14 protein-coding genes are annotated in these 18,700 nt (G+C 71.3%); 7 read left to right on the forward strand and 7 right to left on the reverse strand.

Annotated elements, in window-relative coordinates; translation table 11 throughout:
* Window positions 1-56: 56 nt before the first annotated feature.
* The 4 genes from WMF29_RS34340 to WMF29_RS34355 all read right to left on the reverse strand — a co-directional run bounded on the left by WMF29_RS34340 (window position 57) and on the right by WMF29_RS34355 (window position 5,752).
* A complete protein-coding gene (locus WMF29_RS34340; RefSeq protein WP_437324330.1) occupies window positions 57-2,498 on the reverse strand; it encodes a GH36-type glycosyl hydrolase domain-containing protein in 2,442 nt (813 codons plus the stop codon).
* A gap of 378 nt (window positions 2,499-2,876) precedes the next feature.
* Complete coding sequence (locus WMF29_RS34345) at window positions 2,877-3,848, reverse strand: aldo/keto reductase (RefSeq protein ID WP_437324331.1); 972 nt, start codon at window positions 3,846-3,848, stop codon at window positions 2,877-2,879.
* Between the two features lie 59 nt (window positions 3,849-3,907).
* Window positions 3,908-4,570: a hypothetical protein gene (locus WMF29_RS34350; RefSeq protein WP_437324332.1), complete on the reverse strand. Its 663-nt coding sequence runs from the start codon at window positions 4,568-4,570 to the stop codon at window positions 3,908-3,910.
* Window positions 4,571-5,242: 672 nt separating this feature from the next.
* Window positions 5,243-5,752, reverse strand: coding sequence for an OmpA family protein (locus WMF29_RS34355; RefSeq protein WP_272095399.1), 510 nt, complete (start codon window positions 5,750-5,752; stop codon window positions 5,243-5,245).
* 131 nt (window positions 5,753-5,883) lie between these two features.
* Here WMF29_RS34355 and WMF29_RS34360 point away from each other — a divergent pair, with 131 nt between their 5' ends.
* Complete coding sequence (locus tag WMF29_RS34360) at window positions 5,884-8,763, forward strand: Hsp70 family protein (RefSeq protein ID WP_437324333.1); 2,880 nt, start codon at window positions 5,884-5,886, stop codon at window positions 8,761-8,763.
* A gap of 196 nt (window positions 8,764-8,959) precedes the next feature.
* Here WMF29_RS34360 and WMF29_RS34365 read toward each other — a convergent pair whose 3' ends face one another.
* Window positions 8,960-9,883, reverse strand: coding sequence for a hypothetical protein (locus WMF29_RS34365; RefSeq protein ID WP_437324334.1), 924 nt, complete (start codon window positions 9,881-9,883; stop codon window positions 8,960-8,962).
* 428 nt (window positions 9,884-10,311) lie between these two features.
* Between WMF29_RS34365 and WMF29_RS34370 the strand changes: the two genes are divergently transcribed.
* Window positions 10,312-13,329 carry a beta-propeller domain-containing protein gene (locus WMF29_RS34370; protein WP_437324335.1) on the forward strand — a complete coding sequence of 1,006 codons (3,018 nt, stop codon included), beginning with the start codon at window positions 10,312-10,314 and terminating at the stop codon, window positions 13,327-13,329.
* A gap of 67 nt (window positions 13,330-13,396) precedes the next feature.
* Here the strand turns inward: WMF29_RS34370 and WMF29_RS34375 are convergent, their stop codons facing one another.
* The gene (locus WMF29_RS34375) at window positions 13,397-13,657 is read right to left on the reverse strand and encodes a hypothetical protein (RefSeq protein ID WP_437324336.1); all 261 of its coding nucleotides are present in this window, start codon (window positions 13,655-13,657) and stop codon (window positions 13,397-13,399) included.
* Complete coding sequence (locus WMF29_RS34380) at window positions 13,654-14,304, reverse strand: RNA polymerase sigma factor (protein WP_437324337.1); 651 nt, start codon at window positions 14,302-14,304, stop codon at window positions 13,654-13,656. The genes WMF29_RS34375 and WMF29_RS34380 overlap by 4 nt, the downstream gene beginning before the upstream one ends.
* Window positions 14,305-14,458: 154 nt before the next feature.
* On the opposite strand from WMF29_RS34380, the gene WMF29_RS34385 reads away from it, so the two are divergent.
* From WMF29_RS34385 to rraA, 5 genes are all read left to right on the forward strand, one after another.
* Entirely contained in the window at window positions 14,459-14,860 is a 402-nt protein-coding gene (locus WMF29_RS34385) for a hypothetical protein (protein ID WP_437324338.1), read from the forward strand.
* A gap of 122 nt (window positions 14,861-14,982) precedes the next feature.
* Window positions 14,983-15,501, forward strand: coding sequence for a hypothetical protein (locus WMF29_RS34390; protein WP_437324339.1), 519 nt, complete (start codon window positions 14,983-14,985; stop codon window positions 15,499-15,501).
* A 153-nt stretch (window positions 15,502-15,654) separates the two neighbouring features.
* Window positions 15,655-16,581, forward strand: a complete 927-nt coding sequence (gene grxD / locus WMF29_RS34395; protein ID WP_437324340.1) for a Grx4 family monothiol glutaredoxin — start codon at window positions 15,655-15,657, stop codon at window positions 16,579-16,581.
* Window positions 16,582-16,731: 150 nt separating this feature from the next.
* Window positions 16,732-18,123 carry a sigma 54-interacting transcriptional regulator gene (locus WMF29_RS34400; RefSeq protein WP_437324341.1) on the forward strand — a complete coding sequence of 464 codons (1,392 nt, stop codon included), beginning with the start codon at window positions 16,732-16,734 and terminating at the stop codon, window positions 18,121-18,123.
* Window positions 18,124-18,187: 64 nt separating this feature from the next.
* Window positions 18,188-18,670: a ribonuclease E activity regulator RraA gene (gene rraA / locus WMF29_RS34405; protein WP_437324342.1), complete on the forward strand. Its 483-nt coding sequence runs from the start codon at window positions 18,188-18,190 to the stop codon at window positions 18,668-18,670.
* The last annotated feature ends 30 nt before the right edge of the window (window positions 18,671-18,700 follow it).

The following is an 18,700-nucleotide window of genomic DNA, read 5'->3' on the forward strand; positions in this document are numbered from 1 at the left end:
GGACGAGCGCACGCGGAGCGCGCCGCCGCCGCGCGGCACGCTCCGACAGAGGGCCTTCAGCCCATCTCGATCTCGACGCGCACGGTCGAGCCGGCCGGCGACAGGGGAATCACGTTCCCCGCGACGGGCTTGCCGTCCACGGTCAGCTTCTTCACGCCCTTGCACACCCCCGAGTTCTTGACGCTGATCTCGTAGGTGGCGCCGCGGAAGCGGCGGGAGATGGAGAAGCTCTTCCACGCCTTGGGCACGCAGGGATCGAGCTTCAGCCCGTCGTACTGGGGCTGCACGCCGAGGATCCCCTGGCTGACGGACACGAACGTCCAGGCCGCCGTGCCGGTGAGCCAGGCATTCTTGGCTTCACCGAAGACCGGGGCGTCCTTGCCAGCGATCATCTGCGCATAGACGTAGGGCTCGGCGCGATAGGTCTCGATCTGGCTCTCCTTCGCCGAGGGGCAGATGGAGAGATAGTACTCCAGCGCGCGCTCCCCTTCGCCCAGGAGACACCAGCCGAGGTGGATCCAGGTGTTGTTGTGGCAGAAGATGCCCGCGTTCTCCTTCACGCCCGGCGGATACGAGGTGACCTCACCGAGCTCGAGGTGATACGTCGAGTACGCGGGCTGCTGCAGCACGATGCCGTTCTTCGTGTAGAGGTGCTTGTGCACGCTCTCCATCGCCTGCTTGGCGCGGCCGTTGTCCGCGCCGGCGCCGCCCAGGACGCACCAGCCCTGGCTCTCGATGAAGATCTTCCCCTCCTCGTTCTCCTTGCTCCCGACCGGCCGGCTCTCGGCGTCGTAGGCGCGGCGGTACCACTCGCCGTCCCAGGCCTCCTTCTCGACGACGGCCAGCATCTCCGCGTAGTGGTCGCGCATGCGCGCCGCGTCGGACTTCTGGCCCATCCAGTCGTAAAGGCCGGCCATCTCGCGGCTGGCATAGAGGAAGAGGCCGGCGATCATCACGGACTCGGCCTTCGAGTCCTTCACGTCGCCCGCGGTCTGGAAGCTCTCGTTCGGCTCGGTGCTGAAACAGTTCAGGTTGAGGCAGTCGTTCCAGTCCGCGTGGCCGATCAGCGGCAGGCCGTGCGGGCCCCGCTTCTTCATCGTGTAGGCGATGGACGTCTCCAGGTGGTGGAGGAGGTCCTCCTTCGAGCCCGGCTTGTCGGCGTAGCCCACCGCCTCCTTGAGGATGCCCTTGTCGCCGGTCTCCTTGATGTACGCGCACGTGGAGAGGATCAGCCACAGGTGATCGTCGTAGAAGTCGCCGCCGATGTCGGCGTTCCCCTTCTTCGTCAGCGGCTGGTACTGGTGGTAGCAGGTGCCGTCGCTGAGCTGGGTGGCCGCGATGTCGAGGATGCGCTGGCGGGCGCGCTCGGGGACGAGGTGCACGAAGCCCAGGAGATCCTGGTTCGAGTCGCGGAAGCCCATGCCCCGACCGATGCCGGTCTCGTACATGCTGGCCGACCGAGAGAGGTTGAAGGTCGCCATGCACTGGTACTGATTCCAGGTGTTGAGCATGCGTGTCGCGTGCTCGTCCGGGCAGTCGGCCTGGAAGTTCGAGAGGATCCCGGCCCAGTCCGACTTCAGCTGAGCGAACGCGCCGTCCACGACGCCGGGCGCCGAGTACTTGGCGAGGATCTCCTTGCCCTTCTGCTTGTTCAGGACGAAGGGCGCCTTGAACTTGGGCAGGTCCCCGTGGTCCACGTACGAGAGCACGAAGCTCATCGTCTCGCTCGCGCCGGGCTCGAGCGAGAGGCTCACCTGGTGGCTGCCGATCGGGTTCCAGCCGAACGCCTTGGAGTTCGTGGCCCTCCCCTTGGCCGGCACCTGGGCCTCGTGGAGGCCGTGGTGGACGCTGCCGCAGAAGGCGTCACGGCTCGTGTCGAACCCGTCGATCGCGCGCGTGCAGGCGAAGAGCGTGTAATGGGAGCGGCGCTCGCGGAACTCGGTCTTGTGGTAGATGGCGCTCCCCTCGATCTCCACCTCACCGATGGAGTAGGTGCGCTGGTAGTTCGTCATGTCGTTGAGCGCCTCGAAGAAGCAGAACTCCTGAAAGGAGAAGATCTGGATGTCCTTCTTCGAGCCGCTCTTGTTGGTGACCCGGGTGCGCCAGATCTCCACGTTCTCGCCGGGAACGATGAAGAAGAGGACCTCCACCTCGACGCCGTTCTTCTCGCCCGTGATCTTCGTGTAACCCAGGCCGTGGCGGCACTCGTAGCGATCCAGGGCCGTCTTGAGGGGCTTCCACATGGGGTTCCACACGACCCCGCCGTCGTTCACGTACAGGTAGCGCCCGCCGAGGTCCATCGGCACGTTGTTGTACCGATAGCGCGTCAACCGGCGCAGCTTGGCGTCCTTCCAGAACGTGTAGCCGCCGGCCGTGTTGGTGCAGAGGCCGAACATCTCGTCCGAGCCCAGGTAGTTGAGCCAGGGCAGCGGCGTGTCGGGCCGGGTGATGACGTACTCGCGGCTCTCGTCGTCGAAGTGGCCGTACTGATTGCTCATGGACGCGCGGTCTCCGTGGATAGCGACAGAAAAAAACCCGGAGGCAGCGCTGCCCCGGGTCGGATAAGCCGATGATTGTCAGGCCTGGGGCCTCCGAGCGAGCTCAGAGGGCCGCCACTCTAGACCCCGGCGCCTCCGCTTGTCAACGGGGCCTGGGGGCGCGCTCGCCGGCGTTTTGCCAGGAGAACGCCGCGCTCCGTCGCACTCCGTCGCACTCCGTCACGCTCCGTCGCGCTCCGTCGCGCTCCGTCGCGCTGTGTTGCGCGTTGGCGCATGGTTGGTGTGCGGCAGACAACGCAGGATTTCAGTGAATGAGAAATTTTACATACCGAGGCTCCGGGGGCCGCGCCTCGCTCGCGGAGCCGCATATCCGCCGCTTCAACCGGCCTTGAAACTGTCGTAACGGCCGGCGCGCGGCGCGACGCGCGCCTCCAGCGCTGCGCGCTCCGCGGGCGGCATCGGGAAGGAGAGGGACCGCGCGCCCAGGTTCTCGCGCACCTCGGCGATCGACGAGCAGCCGATGATCACCGTGTCGGCGTGGCTCGCCGCGTAGTGGATGAGCTCGCTCGCGCTCGCGGCGCGATCCTGGAGCAGGCGGCCCGCGGCCATGATCTTCATGCCGATGACGCCGACTCCGCGCCGCCGCGCCTCCTCGACAACGGTCGTCAGGAACGGTCGCCGCGCCGGATCTGCAGGGTTTACCGCGCAGAGCACGGTGTCCACAGGATAACGCCGCATCGCCTCCAGGAGGATCCGCGGGTCGTGGTGGCCGGTGATCCCGACGTGGCGCACGCGGCCGTCCGCCCTGGCCTGCTCCACGGCCTCGATGGCGCCCCCCTTGCCGAAGATGGCGTCGAGCTCCTCGACCTCCCGCAGATCGTGCAGCTGCCATAAATCGAGGTGGTCTGTCCCGAGCCGACGCAGGCTGTCGTCGAGCAGCCGCAGCGCGCCGTCGCGATCGCGCGCATGGGTCTTGGAGGCGAGGAAGACCTGCTCGCGCGCCTTCGGGCCGGCGGCGCGGAAGGCTTCACCGTAGTAGTCCTGGCTCTGCTGGTAGGCAGGCGCGGTGTCGCAATACCTGACCCCGAGGCGCAGGGCCTCCAGGATCACGGGCACCGCCTCGCGGTGACGTCCGGTCGTCCGGAGGATCCCCTCGCCCCCGAGCGACACCGGCTCCACCTGCGCGCCGGTCCGCCCGAGCGTGCGGGCCGGCCCCCCGGCGGCCGCAGGCGCCGCCGGCGACGGGCGGCCGGCTACCCCGACCGCCACGGCCGCTGCGGTCGTGGCGACCGCTCCCAGCACGCCATGACGGCCACCATCGGCACCTCCCGTCTCGCTCGGCTCGCGCATAGGGCCCTCCTGGAGAGGACTCTACCAACCGACGAGGCGCGCGTAAACCGGGGCCCTCCCTACCACCGGTCGTCGGAGTCGTCGTCGTCCGACCCCCTGCCCCGATCGTCGTCCTCGAACACCAGCCTGCCAATCACCACCTGGCGCACCGCCGCGGGATAATAGGCCGTGACAGCGGCCATGCTCCAGGTGTGCCCGACGATGGTGTCCGAGGTGTTCGTGTAGAGCCGCATCGTCCCGTAGCCGGCGCCGGAGGCCCCCCGGCCGCTCGACGCGTACCTGGAGTCGGACGAGCCGTGGTGCGTGCTCGTCGAGTCGACGATGCTCACCTCGAACTGGAATGTGCCCGCGACGAGGGGGCTGACGGGGAGCTTCGCCCTCGGCGCCCGGCGGAGGATCGCGACGTGCCCGGTCGACGACTCGCCAGCGGGGTAGCGGATGGCGATGATGTCGGCGGCGCGCGCGTCCCTGGGGTCGTGGATCCTCTTGAATCCATTCTCCTCGACGATGGCGTCGTAGTAGGCGGCCGCGCTCGGGCTCCGGCTGCCCAGCCAGTCGTTCAGCGATGCTTCGGTGAACCCGTAGCCCCGCTTGAGCAGCTCCGTCAGGAAGGTGGCGCACTGCGTCCGGTTCGCGTAGCGGCGCGCGCCGGCCACACCAGCCCAGCTGATGAAGCTGGGGCTCGAGTTGTATTCGTTGTTCTCCGAGCTGACGTTGTCCACGAGGCTCTCCGCCCACCTGAGATGGTCGACGTGATGCGCAGCCGCGGTGCGCGGCGAAATCCACACGAGCCCCGGAAGGACGAGACAAGCGATCTCCAGCATACGACGACGAGCGCTCGCCATGATCCACCTTGGAATGCAATGAGTTGCTCGAACTGGCGCGTCGCACTCAGCGCGCGGATTCCCGTGATGTATTAAGTACGATCGAGAGGCGCCGTTCAATACAAATTTGCAGCACAATCATCTTTGGGAGTCGCTTGTCCCACAGGCGCACAGACGGACAGGCATCCTCTCGCGCCGTGCGCCTCGCGGGGCGCACGGCGACGCGATCGAGAGCGCGGCGCGGGCGAGCTGCGCGAGGACGGACGGAAGGGCGACGAGCGTAATGGGGGCAACGCGCGAAGCCGAGGCAACCGACGTGACCGACGTGACCGACGTGACCGACGCAACCGAGGCAACCGACGTGACCAACAACCAGCGGGCCAGTGCGCCGTAACCCGGCAACAAACCGGGGCACGCGCTTACGTCGAGCGAAATCGGTCGATTTCGAATGAGGGTCTGTGTTAACCTGGCCTGTTGTTCCGAGGCCCGGGTAGCTCAGGGAGCAGGCGCGGGGAGGGGCGTGTCGGACCTGGAGCAACGGGCAGGCGGCCTCGGTCGGCCGCCTGCCGGTCACTTCGACTTGATGCGGAACTCCACGCGCCGGTTCATGGCGCGGCAGCCCTCGTCGTTCGTGAAGCAGAGAGGCGCGCCGGCGCCGTAGCCCGGCGCCGTCATCGGCGTCGCGACGCCGTGCTGGACGAGGTAGCGGACCACGGCGTTCGCGCGGCGCTCGGACAGCTTGATGTTGTGATCCACGCTGCCCTGGTTGTCCGTGTGCCCCTCGACCGTGAGCGCGGTGATCTCCGGGTGCGTCCGCAGGATGTTCGCCACCGCGTCGAGGACCGAGAACGACTCCGGCCGGATCTCGTCCTTGTCGAGGTCGTAGAAGATCGGCCGGGCGATCTTGATGCGATCCCCCTCGATGACCGCCTCGGCAGGCGCCGCCGGCTGGACGACCACCGGAGGAGGAGGCGGCGGCGGCGCCGCGCTCGCCGCCACCGACATCTCGGTCTTCGCCGACCCGCACCCCGCCGCAAGGGCGCCCAGGACCACAAGCCAGATCGCTCGGTTCGCTCGCATTTCGCGGCTCTAGCACGGGGAATCGCCCGGAAGAACCGGAAGAAGCGCGCGGGCGCGCGCGAGCCGGCGCGGCGGCGCGCCGGACCTGCGGAATGCGCCGCGGCGATCCAGTATCGTTGCTGCGCGCACGCATGTCCGCCCCCGCGAAGAGCTCGAGCCTGATCGTCGGAATCGACCTCGGCACCACGCACACCGTGGTTGCGTGGGCCGAGCGCGACGCCGATCCCGGCGCGATCCGCGTCTTCTCGATCCCGCAGCTCGTGACGGCCACCGAGATCGAGGCGCGCCCGCTGCTGCCGTCGCTGCTCTACGCGCCCCTCCCCGGCGAGGCGCCGGCCGATCCGTTCGGCGACGCGCCCTTCGCGATCGGCGAGCACGCGCGCCGGCGCGGCGGCGAGATCCCCGGGCGGCTCATCGCCTCGGCGAAGAGCTGGCTCTGCCACCCCGCCGTCGACCGCACGGCGCCCATCCTGCCATGGGGCGCGGCCGAGGACGCGGCCTCCCTGCCGCGCGTCTCGCCGCTCGACGCGAGCGCCCGGATCCTCGCCCACGTGCGGCGCACCTGGGACGACGCCTTCCCCGAGCGCCCGCTCGCGGCGCAGGAGGTCGTGCTCACCGTGCCGGCCTCGTTCGACGAGGTCGCGCGCGAGCTCACCGTCGAGGCCGCCCGCCGCGCCGGCCTCTCGGCGCGCCTCCTCGAGGAGCCGCAGGCCGCGTTCTACGACTTCATGCGGCTCGCCGGCGCCGAGGGCCTCGACGCCCTGCTCGCCCGCTCGGGCGAGGCGATGGTCCTCGTCTGCGACGTCGGCGGCGGCACGACCGATCTGTCGCTCATCCGGGTGGCCCAGGGCGGGGCCAGGGGCCGCCCCGAGGTCTCGCGCGTCGCGGTCGGCCACCACCTCTTGCTCGGCGGCGACAACATGGACCTGGCGCTCGCCCACCTCTGCGAGCCGCGCCTCGTGGGCGCAGGGGAGAAGCTCGACCCGGCGCGCTTCGGGCAGCTCGTGCTGGCCTGCCGCGCCGCCAAGGAGCGCCTGCTCGCCGGCGGCGCGTCGTCGGGCGGCGCCGGCAGCGCCGCGTCGACCGGCGGCGCCGGCGGCGCCGCGCCGTCGCCGCCGGACGACGCGCCGGTCACCGTGCTCTCGCACGGCGCGCGGCTCGTGGGCGGCGCGCTGACGACGCGCCTCGGCCGCGAGGAGGTCGAGGGCGTCGTGCTGGACGGCTTCTTCCCGGAGGCGCCGCGGGACGCCCGGCCGCAGCGCGGGCGGAGCGGGCTCGTCGCCTTCGGCCTGCCCTACGAGCGGGACGTCGCGATCACCCGGCACGTGGCCTGGTTCTTCGCGCGCCACGCCCCCGAGGCGCGAGGGCCGACCGCGCTGCTCCTGAACGGCGGCGTCTTCCGCGCCCGCCGCGTCGCGGAGCGCCTCGCGCAGGTCGTCGAGCGCTGGGGCGGCCCGCCGCTCGATCTGCTCCCGCACGCCGATCCCGACCTCGCGGTGGCGCGGGGCGCGGTCGCCTACGGCCTCGCCCTCGCGGGCCGCGGCGTGCGCATCGAGGGGGGCGCGGCGCGCGGCTACTACGTCGGCCTCGAGCCGCCCGCCGCCGGGGGGCCGCGGCCGGCGGTCTGCGTCGTGCCGCGCGGCGCGAAGGAGGGCAGCGTCCACGCGGCGGCCGGGCGGACGTTCGCGCTCGTCGTGGGGCGCCCGGTGCGGTTCGACCTGTTCGCGTCGGACGACGCGCGCGCCGATCGCGCGGGCGACCTCGTCCCCCTCGAGGACGACCGGTTCGATGCGCTGCCGCCGATCGCTGTGGCGTTCGACGCGGGGGACGCGGCGCGCGCCGCGACCGGAAAGCAGGCGGAGGTGCGGGTGCAGATCGAGGGAGAGCTCACCGCGATCGGCACCCTGGATCTCGCCTGCGTCGAGGTGGACGCCGCTGCGCCGCGCCGATTCCGGCTGGCGTTCCAGCTGCGCGAGGACGGCCGCGGCGCGCGCGCGGCCGAGGCCGAGGGAGGCGCGCCGGCGGAGCGGGCGCAGGCGCGGCCTCACGCCGCGGCGACGCCGGGCGGCAAGCGCCTCGACGAGGCCCGGGAGGCGATCGAGCGGGTGTTCGGCAAGGGGCGGCCCGACGTGGCGCCGCGGGAGGCGAAGAACCTCGTGCGCGAGCTCGAGCGCGTCCTCGGGGAGCGCGCGGCCTGGACGACGGAGACCGCGCGGGCGCTGCTCGACACCCTCGTCCCGAGCGCGCGCTCGCGGCGGCGCTCGGCCGATCACGAGCGCGTGTTCTGGTCGCTCGCCGGCTACTGCCTCCGCCCCGGGTTCGGCGACGCGGGCGACCCGGCGCGCGTCGCCGCGCTCGCGCCGCTCTTCGCCGAGCGGCTGGCGTTCCCGCAGGAGGCGCGCTCCTGGCAGCAGTTCTGGATCGCCTGGCGCCGCATCGCGGGCGGCCTCGACGAGCCGCTGCAGGTCGCGATCCGGGATCTGGCGGATCCGTTCATGGCCCCGGCCGAGCAGCGGCTGAAGAAGCCGAAGGGGGTGAAGCCGGAGGCGCTCGACGATCTGCTCGAGCTCTGCGCGTCGCTGGAGCGCGTGCCCGCCGGCCGGCGGAGCGAGCTCGGCGCGTGGATCCTGGAGCGCACATGGACCGACCGCGACGCGCGGCTCTGGGCGGCGATCGGCCGCCTCGGCGCGCGCGTGCCGGCCTACGCGAGCGTCCACCATGTGGTGTCGCCGGCGGCGGCCGAGCGGTGGCTCGACCACCTGCTGCGCGAGAAGTGGCAGGAGCTGCCGTCCGCGGCGCCGGCCGCGGTGCAGCTCGCGCGCAGGACCGGGGACCGGGCGCGCGACGTCTCTGACCGGGTCCGCGGCGAGGTGGAGCGGCGGCTCGTCAAGGCGGGCGCGCCCGAGGCGTGGCTCAAGGCGGTGCGCGAGGTGGTGGCCGTCGAGGAGTCCGAGCGCGCGGCGTTCTTTGGAGAGGGACTGCCGGTGGGGCTGCGGCTCGTGAGCGAGTAGGGAAAGCGCTTCTGCACGCTTCGAGATCGACTGACGGTCTCACTTCCAGAGAGAGCAGGCGCGGTCCACGCACCCGCAGGCCACCTCCGGGCTCAGGCGGTCACATGTCGAGATCCGTCGCTCGGAGGGAGATCATGAAAGAGATCGGCGCCGCAACGGTCAGCGGCGAAGTCGGCGCCCGAACCTGCACCCCGCTCTACTCGCCGGAAGCCGCCTCGATGCAGGCCTCGAGCTCCGGCGTCGCCCGCCAGCCGCACTCGCCCGACGCGCCCCGCTCGCACACGCCGTGCTCCTTGTAACACGCGTACTCGTCGAGCCACTCGCACGTGGTGACGACGTCCAGATCCTTGTCCGCGCAGATCTGACCGCTGCAGCCCGTCACCTTGCACGGCGCAGGCTCGTCGCCGCCAAGGCACGCCTCGAGCTCCGGCGTCGCCCGCCAGCCGCACTCGCCCGACGCGCCCCGCTCGCACACGCCGTGCGCCTTGTAACACGCATACTCCTCCCGGTACTCACATGTCGTGGCCACCTCCTCATCGGCGCAGACCTGACCGCTGCAGCCGGTCACCTTGCACGGGGCAGGCTTGTCGCCGCCGAGGCACCCCTCGAGCTCCGGCGTCGCCCGCCAGCCGCACTCACCCGACGCGCCCCGCTCGCATACGCCGTGCTCCTTGTAACACGCGTACTCCTCGCGCCACTCGCAGGTCGTGACCACGTCCTCATCGGCGTCGGCGCAGACCTGACCGCTGCAGCCGGTCACCACGCACGGGGCAGGCTCGTCGCCGCCAAGGCACGCCTCGAGCTCCGGTGTCGCGCGCCAGCCGCACTCGCCCGACGCGCCCCGCTCGCACACGCCGTGCTCCTTGTAACACGCGTACTCCTCGCGCCACTCGCAGGTCGTGACCACGTCCTCATCGGCATCGGCACAGACCTGACCGCTGCAGCCGGTCACCACGCACGAGGCCGGCTCGCCGCCCGCCACCCCGCCTCCCCCAGGGCCAGCCCCCCCGCCCTCGATCGGGCCCTGACAGCCTTTGCCCTTGGCGCCGGTGAGCAAAGGTACGAAGAGCACGAGCATCGCAACGACGAGCCGGTGACGTTTGTTGAAAAGATCCATCATCAAGCCTCCTATCAAGAGATAGACTGACCGTGCCATTCGGCAGCCGCAGGCGCCAGGGTTCACACTTCGTGCCAAGAACGGCGCCGGCGCCCCCCGACGCATCCCCGCGCGCAGGCGCGATGCTCCCGCGGTGACGAACAGATGCCCACAAGCGGTGTGAGCCGCCTCCTGGTCATGAAAGCTCACGCCGAGATCAGGGCATCGACCAGCGCCACGGCGCACGCCTTGCGGGCAGGTCCCTGACCGCCGGCGGCCCGCCGGTCGCACACTCTGGCACAAGCCGCGGGAATACACGCAAATTCCTTGGCTTTTTCGTGGGGTTCCGCATGGCCCGCGGCTTGCTAAGTGCGCCGGGCACGGGACCTGAACAGTGCACGCGCACCGGCGCAGACATGACGCCCTGTGTCTCGTCCTCAACGAGGTGAACAATGACCTTCCTGTCCAGAACTTACGCCGGCTGGCTCGTCCTCGCGACGGCGGCGGCCTCGGCCGGACTCACCGGCTGCGGGAACGGCTCGACGGGGCCTTCCTCCGAAACCGGCTCGACCGATTTCATCTCTGACAACCCGAGGGCCGGCGGTGGAAGAGATACGGCCGAGGATGGCGGCGGCGTCGCAGCGGGCACCGGCGGCGACGGCGCCCCGACCGCGCCCCCGGCCGATGGCGACGCCGAGCGCGCGATCACCGAGGCCGACATCATCCAGGTCAAGGACGGCAAGCTCTACGCGCTCTCGCAGTACTCGGGGCTCAGCATCATCGACATCTCCCGGCGCGACCGGCTGAGCCTCGTCGGGCGCTACCGGGCGAGCGGGATCCCCTTCGAGATGTACCTGCGCGACGGGGTCGTCTACGCGATGTTCTCGTCGTGGACTCAATACATCTACGACGCGGCCACCGGCTCATACTCCTATGAGCAATCGAGCCACATCGAGGCGCTCGACGTCTCCGACCCGGCGGATATCGAGCAGATCGGCTCGTTCGACCTGCCGGGCGCCATCTCCGATTCGCGCATCGTCGGCGACGTGCTCTATACCGTCACGTTCGAGGACGGCGGTTGCTGGGGGTGCAAGCAATCGCGGAACACCACGGTCACCTCCCTGGCCGTCGGCGACCCCGCCCATATCGCCGTGGTCGATCAGCTGAGCTACGACGACGACCCCAACGACTACGGGTGGCAGCGCAGCGTGAGCGTCACCCAGGACCGCATGTACATCGCCGGCATCGAGTGGGACGGCACCGACGAGGGGCACTCCACCATCCAGGTCGTCGACATCTCCGACCCCGGCGGCGCGCTCGTCGAGGGCGCGAGCGTCGAGGCCGTCGGCCAGATCCAGAGCCGCTGGCAGATGGACGAGCACGAGGGCGTCCTCCGCGTCGTCAGCCAGCCCGGCATCTGGCGGACCAACGCGCTGCCCGGCGTCCAGACCTTCACCGTCGCGTCCTCGCAAGAGCTCACGCCCCTCGGCTTCACCGAGCTCACCCTGCCCAAGCCCGAGACGCTGCGCTCCGTCCGCTTCGACGGCGACCGCGCCTACGCGATCACGGCGGAGCAGACCGACCCGCTCTTCACCATCGATCTCAGCGATCCGGAGCACCCCGCCCAGGTCGGCGAGCTCGAGATGCCCGGCTGGGTCTACCACATGGAGCCGCGCGGCGACCGGCTGCTCGCCCTCGGCTTCGACAACGCCGCCACCGACGGCTCGCTCCACGTCTCCCTCTTCGACGTCTCCGATCTCGCGAAGCCCACGATGCTGAAGCGCGTCCATTTCGGCGGCGACTGGGCGAGCTTCGCCGAGGACCAGGACCGGATCCACAAGGCCTTCACCATCCTCGACGATCTCGGCACCCTCCTCGTGCCGTACAGCGGCTGGGACGTCGCCGAGGGCAAGGGCTGCGGCTCGTACAAGAGCGGCGTCCAGCTGATCGACTTCACGGCCGACACGCTCACGAAGCGCGGCTCCGCCCCGGCGCGCGGCCAGGCGCGCCGCGCGTTCGTCCATGACACGCGGCTCTTCGCCGTCTCCGACCAGGAGGTCGGGACGTTCAACATCGATGATCGCGACGCCCCGGTCGAGGCCGCCGACCTGGCCCTGGCGACGGTCGTCAGCAACACGGTGGCCACCGGAGATCTCGTGGTCCGCATGGGCGCGGACTGGTGGACGCAGGCCGCAGAGCTCGATGTCGTGTACGCCGCGGAGCCGGGGCGCGCCGAGCCGATCGGGAAGCTCGACCTCGCGACGCTGGCCGCCGGATCGACGGACGACTGCTATGGATCCGGCCTCTCCAGCGCGCAGCTCTTCGCGCACGGGCAATACGCCTACCTGCTCTGGCCCTCGTACGCGGACTCGACGAAGACGAGCCTCGCCGTCATCGACCTCACGAACCCCGAAGCCCCCCAGATCGCGAGCCAGCGCGATCTGCCGTTCAACAGCAACGCGCTCTACTATTACGGGTACTACGGCAGGATCGTCTCCGCCGGCAGCGCCGTGGTCCAGGCAGGGAGCACGCTCGTGCTCCGCAACGTCCAGGAAGAGTACTACTACTACGAGGACGGCAGCGCGCAGCCGCAGCCCCGCGATCCGTCGCTCGAGATCATCGACCTCTCGAACCCGTCGAGCCCGACGCACCGCTCGCTCCCCCTGCCGGACGGCGGCGGCTACACGGGCCTGCAGGTCGACGGCACCACCGTGCTGACGTCGCACTGGGTGCCGCTGCCGAACGACCCCTCCAGGGCACGCTTCTACCTCGACCGCATCGATGTGGCCGATCCCTCATCGCCGGTCGTGCGGACGTCGGTCAATGTGCCCGGCTCGCTGCTCGCCTTCGATGGCGCGTTGAACCGCGCGCTCACGGTCGACTACGAGGCGGTCCAGATCCAGGTCGCGAGCTACCAGGAGTGCTACAGGGCGTTCAGCTACACCGCTGAATTCGTGCCGGCGGACCAGGAGCACTACGATGGCCCCGGCGTTTGCCGCGGGACGCGCCACACCCTCAAGCTGCTCGACGTCGGCAGCGCGAGCGCGCGCCTCCGGGACGAGCACACGCTCGACGACGACGCCCGCGTGGACCAGGTGTTCGTGGGCGATGATCGCGTGTTCATGTACACCTCCGGGTACTACGGCGTGGGCGACGTGGCGGGCGAGGGCGCGTACTCGTCCGGGATCCTCGTGGCCAGCGGGCTCGTGGAAGGCAGCATCGACCTCGCGATGCAGGAGCTCTCGGCCCCCGACGCCGGCTGGCCGCGCGCCGTGGACGGGACGCGCCTCCTCCTCGCCGGCTACAACCCGCCCGCGCTCTCGGTGCTCGACGCGGCCGACCTCGACGAGCTGACGCTCGAAACGAAGGGCGAGCTCTCGTCGTACGCCTCGCAGGTGACGATCTCCGGCGACAACGCGCTCTGCGCGCTCTGGTACCACGGGCTCGACGTCGTCGACATCGGCGACTGATGCGCGCGCCGCTCCTTCGCCCCGCGCTGCTCGTCACGGGCAGCGCGGCGAAGGCGCCGCCCGGCCGCTACCCTCCCCCGTAGATCTGCCCGATCTTCTGCACCGAATCCCACACGTACACGCAACCCGAGGTCAGCAGGAGCCCCGGCAGGATCACCGCCGACCAGGCGAGCGAGAGCCGCGCGCTCGGCGAAGGGCGCTCCGTCTCCACCAGCGCGGCGCGGGCGAGGCGCCGGACCGCGTCGGCCCGGACCGGATCGAGCGGGGCGACCTGCGGCAAATCGGCGAGGCCCCTCGCCAGCGGATCCTCTCCTGAGAACGGCTTCATCGAGAACCTCTCCGCGCGTGTCTATCCACAGCGTCCGTCGCGTCCGCGGCGGAGATCGGGGTCGTCGATCCCCGCCGGGTCCGCTCAGCATTTCGCCTTTCGAGGTGGGCCGCAAGCTCGGCGCGGGCGCGCGACAGGCGCTTGCGCGCGGCGTCCTCGCGGATGCCGAGCACCTGGGCGACCTGCGCCGAGTCGAGCCCCTCGACGGCCCCGAGGAGCAACACCTCGCGGTGCACCGCCGCGAGCTCGCGGAGCGCCGCGTCCAGCGCCGCCACGTCGGCTCGGGCGTCCGCCGCGCCCTCGGGCTCGGGCGCGGCCGGCGCGGGCTCGCGGGAGAACAGCGCGGCGCGGGCGAGGTCGAGCAAGGCGGAGCGGCGGTGGCTCCGGTAGCGGTTCCTGGCGATCGTGAACAGCCACGCGGCGAGATCCGTGTCCTCGGCGAGCCGGCCGGCGTGGCGCGCGACGGCGAGCCAGGTGTCCTGGAACAGGTCCTCGGCGACGTCGCGCCGGCCGGAGAGGCGCACGAGGAAGCTGAAGATCCGGGGGTGGTAGCGCGCGTAGAGCGCGTCGAAGGCGCGCGGATCGCGGCGCCTCAGGCGAGCCGCGAGCTCGGCGTCGGACGGAGCTGCTGCGCCCTCCCTCTCCACGCCGACATAACGCGCGAGCGCGGCGGGCGTGACAAGGAAGTTTTCCTGTCACGGGATCCTCGGCGCCGCGTTGGGGCTCGTGAAGGCCGGCGCACACGGCGGCGGCGACGAGACACGCGGCAGGCAGAGAAGAGCAGACGAGAGGGAGACACCGATGTTCGATTTCTTCGTCGAGGGCGGCTGGGGGATGTGGCCTATCCTTGTCTTCGGGATGGTCACGGTCGGCGCGGGGCTGCAGTTCGCCCGGCGGCCGGAGCCCGGAAAGCTCGGGTTCATCGCGGCCATGGGGCTGACGACGCTCGTCGCGACGATCCACGCGACGTGGATCGACCTCGGCGCTGTGTTCAGCTACCTGTCCGACCCGGCGAAGGTGCCGGACGGCGAGATCGCGCGCGTGCTCGTCGTGGGGCTGAAGGAGAGCACGCGGCCCGGGTCGCTCGGCGGGTTGCTGCTCGCCATCGCGTGCCTGCTCTCGGCGGTGGGCGTCCTGCGCGCCGGCCGGGCGCCGGCGGACGGCGGCGCGCGCCGCGGCGAGCCGCGCGACGCGCATCCGTGAGCGCCGGCCGCGCGGCCGCGAGGGCTCCCGCACCCGGCGGAGAGGGCGGGCGGGAGCGCGGCGGCGGGTCCCGCCCGACGCCCGCGCTTGGCGCCGGGGCCCGGGTGCGGCACACAAGGTTCATGGGCAGAGCCGAGCTCGCGCAGCTGATCGACCGCGAAGGCCTCGACGCCTCGGAGGGCTCGCGAGGCCGCCTCGCGATCGCCGTCCCGGCGGCGTGGGCGCGCGACGGCGCGGACATCGAGGTCGCCGTGCCCGCCCGCGTCACCTGCGCCCGCTGCGACGGCGGCGGCTGCGACAGCTGCGCCCGGAGCGGCGCCCACCGCGCCCCGACGGAGATCGCCGCGAGGACGCTGCGGCTCCGGCTCCCCCCCGATCTCAGCGGCGGCGTGACGCTCCGCCTCGTGCGCCCGTTCGGCGAGCACGCCCCGCTCGATCAGCTCCTCGTCGAGCTCCGCGAAGACAGCGCGGCGTCGCCGGGCGTGCACCGCGTCACGCCGCCCCCGTCGGACGCGCTCGCGCGCCCCCCGAACGCGAGCGGCGGGCGCTTCGGTGTGCTCGGCGCCGGGCTCGGCGCGCCGGCCCTCATCGCGACACTCGCCGCGATCGCGGCGGTCCTGGGGCTCCTGTTCGGCCGCTGAGCGCGCAGGGAGGTCGCTCGCTCCGCCCTCGGTCGACGCGGGCGAGCCCGGCAGGAGGCCCTCGCTGCCGTGCTTTGCTCATGCTAGCGAGAGGCCCGCGGACGCGCGCTGGCGTCGACCGCACCGCCACCGCCGCGGAGGGAGAGCAAGAACATGAGCCTCAGCGAGCCCGTACGGGCCAGGATCGCCACCATCATCCGCGAGAGCGATGTCGTCCTGTTCATGAAGGGAACGCGCACCACGCCGCAGTGCGGGTTCTCCGCCACGGTGGTGAGCATCCTCGACGAGCACCTCCCCGAGTACCAGACGGTGGACGTCCTCTCGGATCCCGCGCTGCGCGACGGCATCAAGGAGTTCTCGAGCTGGCCCACGATCCCGCAGCTCTACATCCGCGGCGAGTTCATCGGCGGCTGCGACATCGTGAAGGAGCTGCACGCGACCGGGGAGCTCGTGAAGGCGCTCGGGCTCGCGCAAGGCGAGGGGCAGGCGCCGCCCACGCTCCGCGTGACCGCGGCGGCGCTCGCGGCGTTCGCGGCCGCGAAGGAGTCCGAGGCCGACTTCGTCCACATCGAGATCGACCCGTCCTACAACTACGGTCTTTATTTTGGACCGCGGCAGGCAGGCGACGTCGAGGCCCAGGCGGGCGGGGCGGTGTTCCTGCTCGACCGCGCGAGCGCGCGGCGCGCCGAGGGGCTGTCGATCGACTTCGTCGAGGGCCCCTCCGGCGGCGGCTTCAAGCTGGAGAGCCCGAACGAGCCGCCGAAGGTCAAACAGATCTCGTCGGCCGCGCTCAAGGCCTTGATGGACGGCGGCGAGGCGATCGAGCTGTTCGACGTCCGGACCGAGCAGGAGCGCAAGATCGCCAGGATCGAGGGGGCCCGTCACCTCGACCAGGCAGGGCAGCGGCACCTGGAGACGCTCGCGAAGGACGCGCGGATCGTCTTCCACTGCCACCACGGCGGCCGCAGCCAGGCGGCCGCCGAGCATTACCTCGCGAAGGGCTACAGGAACCTTTACAACCTCCAGGGCGGAATCGATGCGTGGTCGCAAGATGTCGACCCCTCGGTGCCGCGGTACTGAGCGCCTCGACCAAGAGGCACGCCCACGACGAGCAGCGGCACACCCACGGCGAGAGACACGCAGGCATCGTGTCTCGGTAGATTTTTTCGACCACACCGTCCGACACGTGAGAGCCTTCAGGGCCGGCGTGGGATCATGTATGCGTAAGGTGTGGGTGCCGACGATCAGTCGACGATCAGGGCGTCCGACACCGAGCCGTCGGCGTCGCCGGAGGGGGCGACACCTGGCCTGGTGGTCATCTTCGCCCGCGGCCAGCCTGCCTGCGCGCCGATCCCGCTCGAGGGCGGCGCGGTCGTGCTGGGCCGCGCAGCGGCGGACGACACGGTCGTCGTCGAGGACGAGCAGGTGTCGCGCCGGCACGCCCGCATCGCGCTGTCGGGCGACGGTCTCCGGATCACCGATCTCGGCAGCAGGAACGGCACCTTCGTCGATGGAGCGCAGATCGAGGATCAGGTCTTCTCGTCGCTCCCGCGCGTGATCCGGCTCGGGAGCACGCTGCTGCGCTTCACCGCGGACATCGCGCCGTTCCAGCGCGGCGGGGTCCTGGAGCACGAGGACGGGCTGGTCGGCCCCACGCTCAGGCAGGTCCGCGAGGCGATCCACCGCGCGGGGATGCGCGGGGATACCTTGCTGCTCACCGGGCCGAGCGGCTCGGGCAAGGAGCTCGCCGCGCGCGCCTACCACGCGGCGACGGGGCGGGGCGGCCCCTTCGTCGCCGTGAACTGCGCCGCGATCCCGGAGGGCCTCGCGGAGCGGCTGTTCTTCGGGGCGCGGCGCGGGGCCTACTCGGACGCGACCGCCGACGCCGAGGGCTATGTCCAGGCGGCTCACGGGGGCACGTTGTTCCTCGACGAGGTCGCGGAGCTCGATCCGTCGGTTCAGCCCAAGCTGCTCCGCGTCCTCGAGACCCGGGAGGTGGTCGCGCTCGGCGACACGCGCCCACGCAAGGTGGAGTTCCGCCTGTGCGCGGCCACGTTGAAGGATCTCCAGGCCGAGGTCGCGGCGCGCCGGTTCCGGGACGACCTCTACTACCGGATCGGCCGGCCCGAGGTGCGGATCCCGTCGCTGACGGAGCGCCTCGAGGAGCTCCCCTGGCTGGCGGCGGCGGAGCTCAGGCGCACCGGCGCGCGGCTCGCGCCGGGCGCCAGCTTCCTGGAGTGCTGCGCGCTGCGCGCGTGGCCGGGCAATGTGCGGGAGCTGCTCTGCGAGGTGCGGCAGGCGGGCCTCGCGGCGCTCGCGGCCGGGCGCACCGCCGTGGAGGTGGGGGATCTCGCGCCGTCCGCGGGCCTCGACATCACGGAGGTCGCGAGGCGCACGCCGGCGCCGCCGGAGATGCGGCGGCTCGCCATCGAGACGGCGCTGCGGCGCGAGCAGGGGAACGTCACGCGCGCGGCGCGCTCGCTCGGGATGCACAGGAATCAGCTGCGCCGGTGGCTCGCCCGGCATGGCATCGACTCGGCGGCGTTCGCCGGCGCGGGCAAGCGCAAGAGCGGCGCCTCCCTCCCCGCCGCCAAGGACGGCGAGCGCCACGAGCCCTCGTGACCGGCGGCGGATGAGCGGTTGAATCCGGCGGGCGACAACCTATGAAGATGGCCAGGGAGTCTTCATGAGCTCAGAGATCAGAACCACGGATCTATGCGATGAGCACCCGGACGTCCTGGTCGCCGATCCGATCTTCCGGGATTACGGCGGAGCTCGGCTGTTTCACGGGCGCATCACCACCGTGAAGGTGCATGAGGACAACGTGCTCGTCCGCAAGGCGCTCGAGGAGCCCGGCCAGGGGCGGGTGCTGGTCGTGGATGGAGGCGGCTCCCTCCGCTGCGCGCTCCTCGGAGACAACATCGCCGCCATGGCCCATCAGAACGGCTGGGCCGGTGTGATCGTCCACGGCTGCATCCGCGATGCGGAGGCGATCGCCCGCATCCCGATCGGCGTGAAGGCCCTCGCGACGCACCCGAGGAAGAGCGCCAAGAAGGGCGCGGGGGACCGCGACGTCGCCGTGACGTTCGCCGGGGTCACGTGGGTCCCTGGCGAGCTCGTCTATGCCGATCATGACGGCATCGTCTGCGCGCAGAAGCAGCTTGCCTGAGAGCTCGCACGCGCGCTCGCGTCCGAGGTG

It is taken from the genome of Sorangium sp. So ce381 (assembly GCF_051473845.1).
Classification (GTDB): Bacteria; Myxococcota_A; Polyangia; order Polyangiales; family Polyangiaceae; genus Sorangium; species Sorangium atrum.

Bases quoted from the DNA above. Each gene is read 5' to 3' on its own strand.
- WMF29_RS34340 (WP_437324330.1), bottom strand. From the start codon at position 2,498: ATGAGCAATCAGTACGGCCACTTCGACGACGAGAGCCGCGAGTACGTC.
- WMF29_RS34345 (WP_437324331.1), bottom strand. From the start codon at position 3,848: ATGCGCGAGCCGAGCGAGACGGGAGGTGCCGATGGTGGCCGTCATGGC.
- WMF29_RS34355 (WP_272095399.1), bottom strand. From the start codon at position 5,752: ATGCGAGCGAACCGAGCGATCTGGCTTGTGGTCCTGGGCGCCCTTGCG.
- WMF29_RS34360 (WP_437324333.1), top strand. From the start codon at position 5,884: ATGTCCGCCCCCGCGAAGAGCTCGAGCCTGATCGTCGGAATCGACCTC.
- WMF29_RS34365 (WP_437324334.1), bottom strand. From the start codon at position 9,883: ATGATGGATCTTTTCAACAAACGTCACCGGCTCGTCGTTGCGATGCTC.
- WMF29_RS34370 (WP_437324335.1), top strand. From the start codon at position 10,312: ATGACCTTCCTGTCCAGAACTTACGCCGGCTGGCTCGTCCTCGCGACG.
- WMF29_RS34375 (WP_437324336.1), bottom strand. From the start codon at position 13,657: ATGAAGCCGTTCTCAGGAGAGGATCCGCTGGCGAGGGGCCTCGCCGAT.
- WMF29_RS34385 (WP_437324338.1), top strand. From the start codon at position 14,459: ATGTTCGATTTCTTCGTCGAGGGCGGCTGGGGGATGTGGCCTATCCTT.
- WMF29_RS34390 (WP_437324339.1), top strand. From the start codon at position 14,983: ATGGGCAGAGCCGAGCTCGCGCAGCTGATCGACCGCGAAGGCCTCGAC.
- grxD (WP_437324340.1), top strand. From the start codon at position 15,655: ATGAGCCTCAGCGAGCCCGTACGGGCCAGGATCGCCACCATCATCCGC.
- rraA (WP_437324342.1), top strand. From the start codon at position 18,188: ATGAGCTCAGAGATCAGAACCACGGATCTATGCGATGAGCACCCGGAC.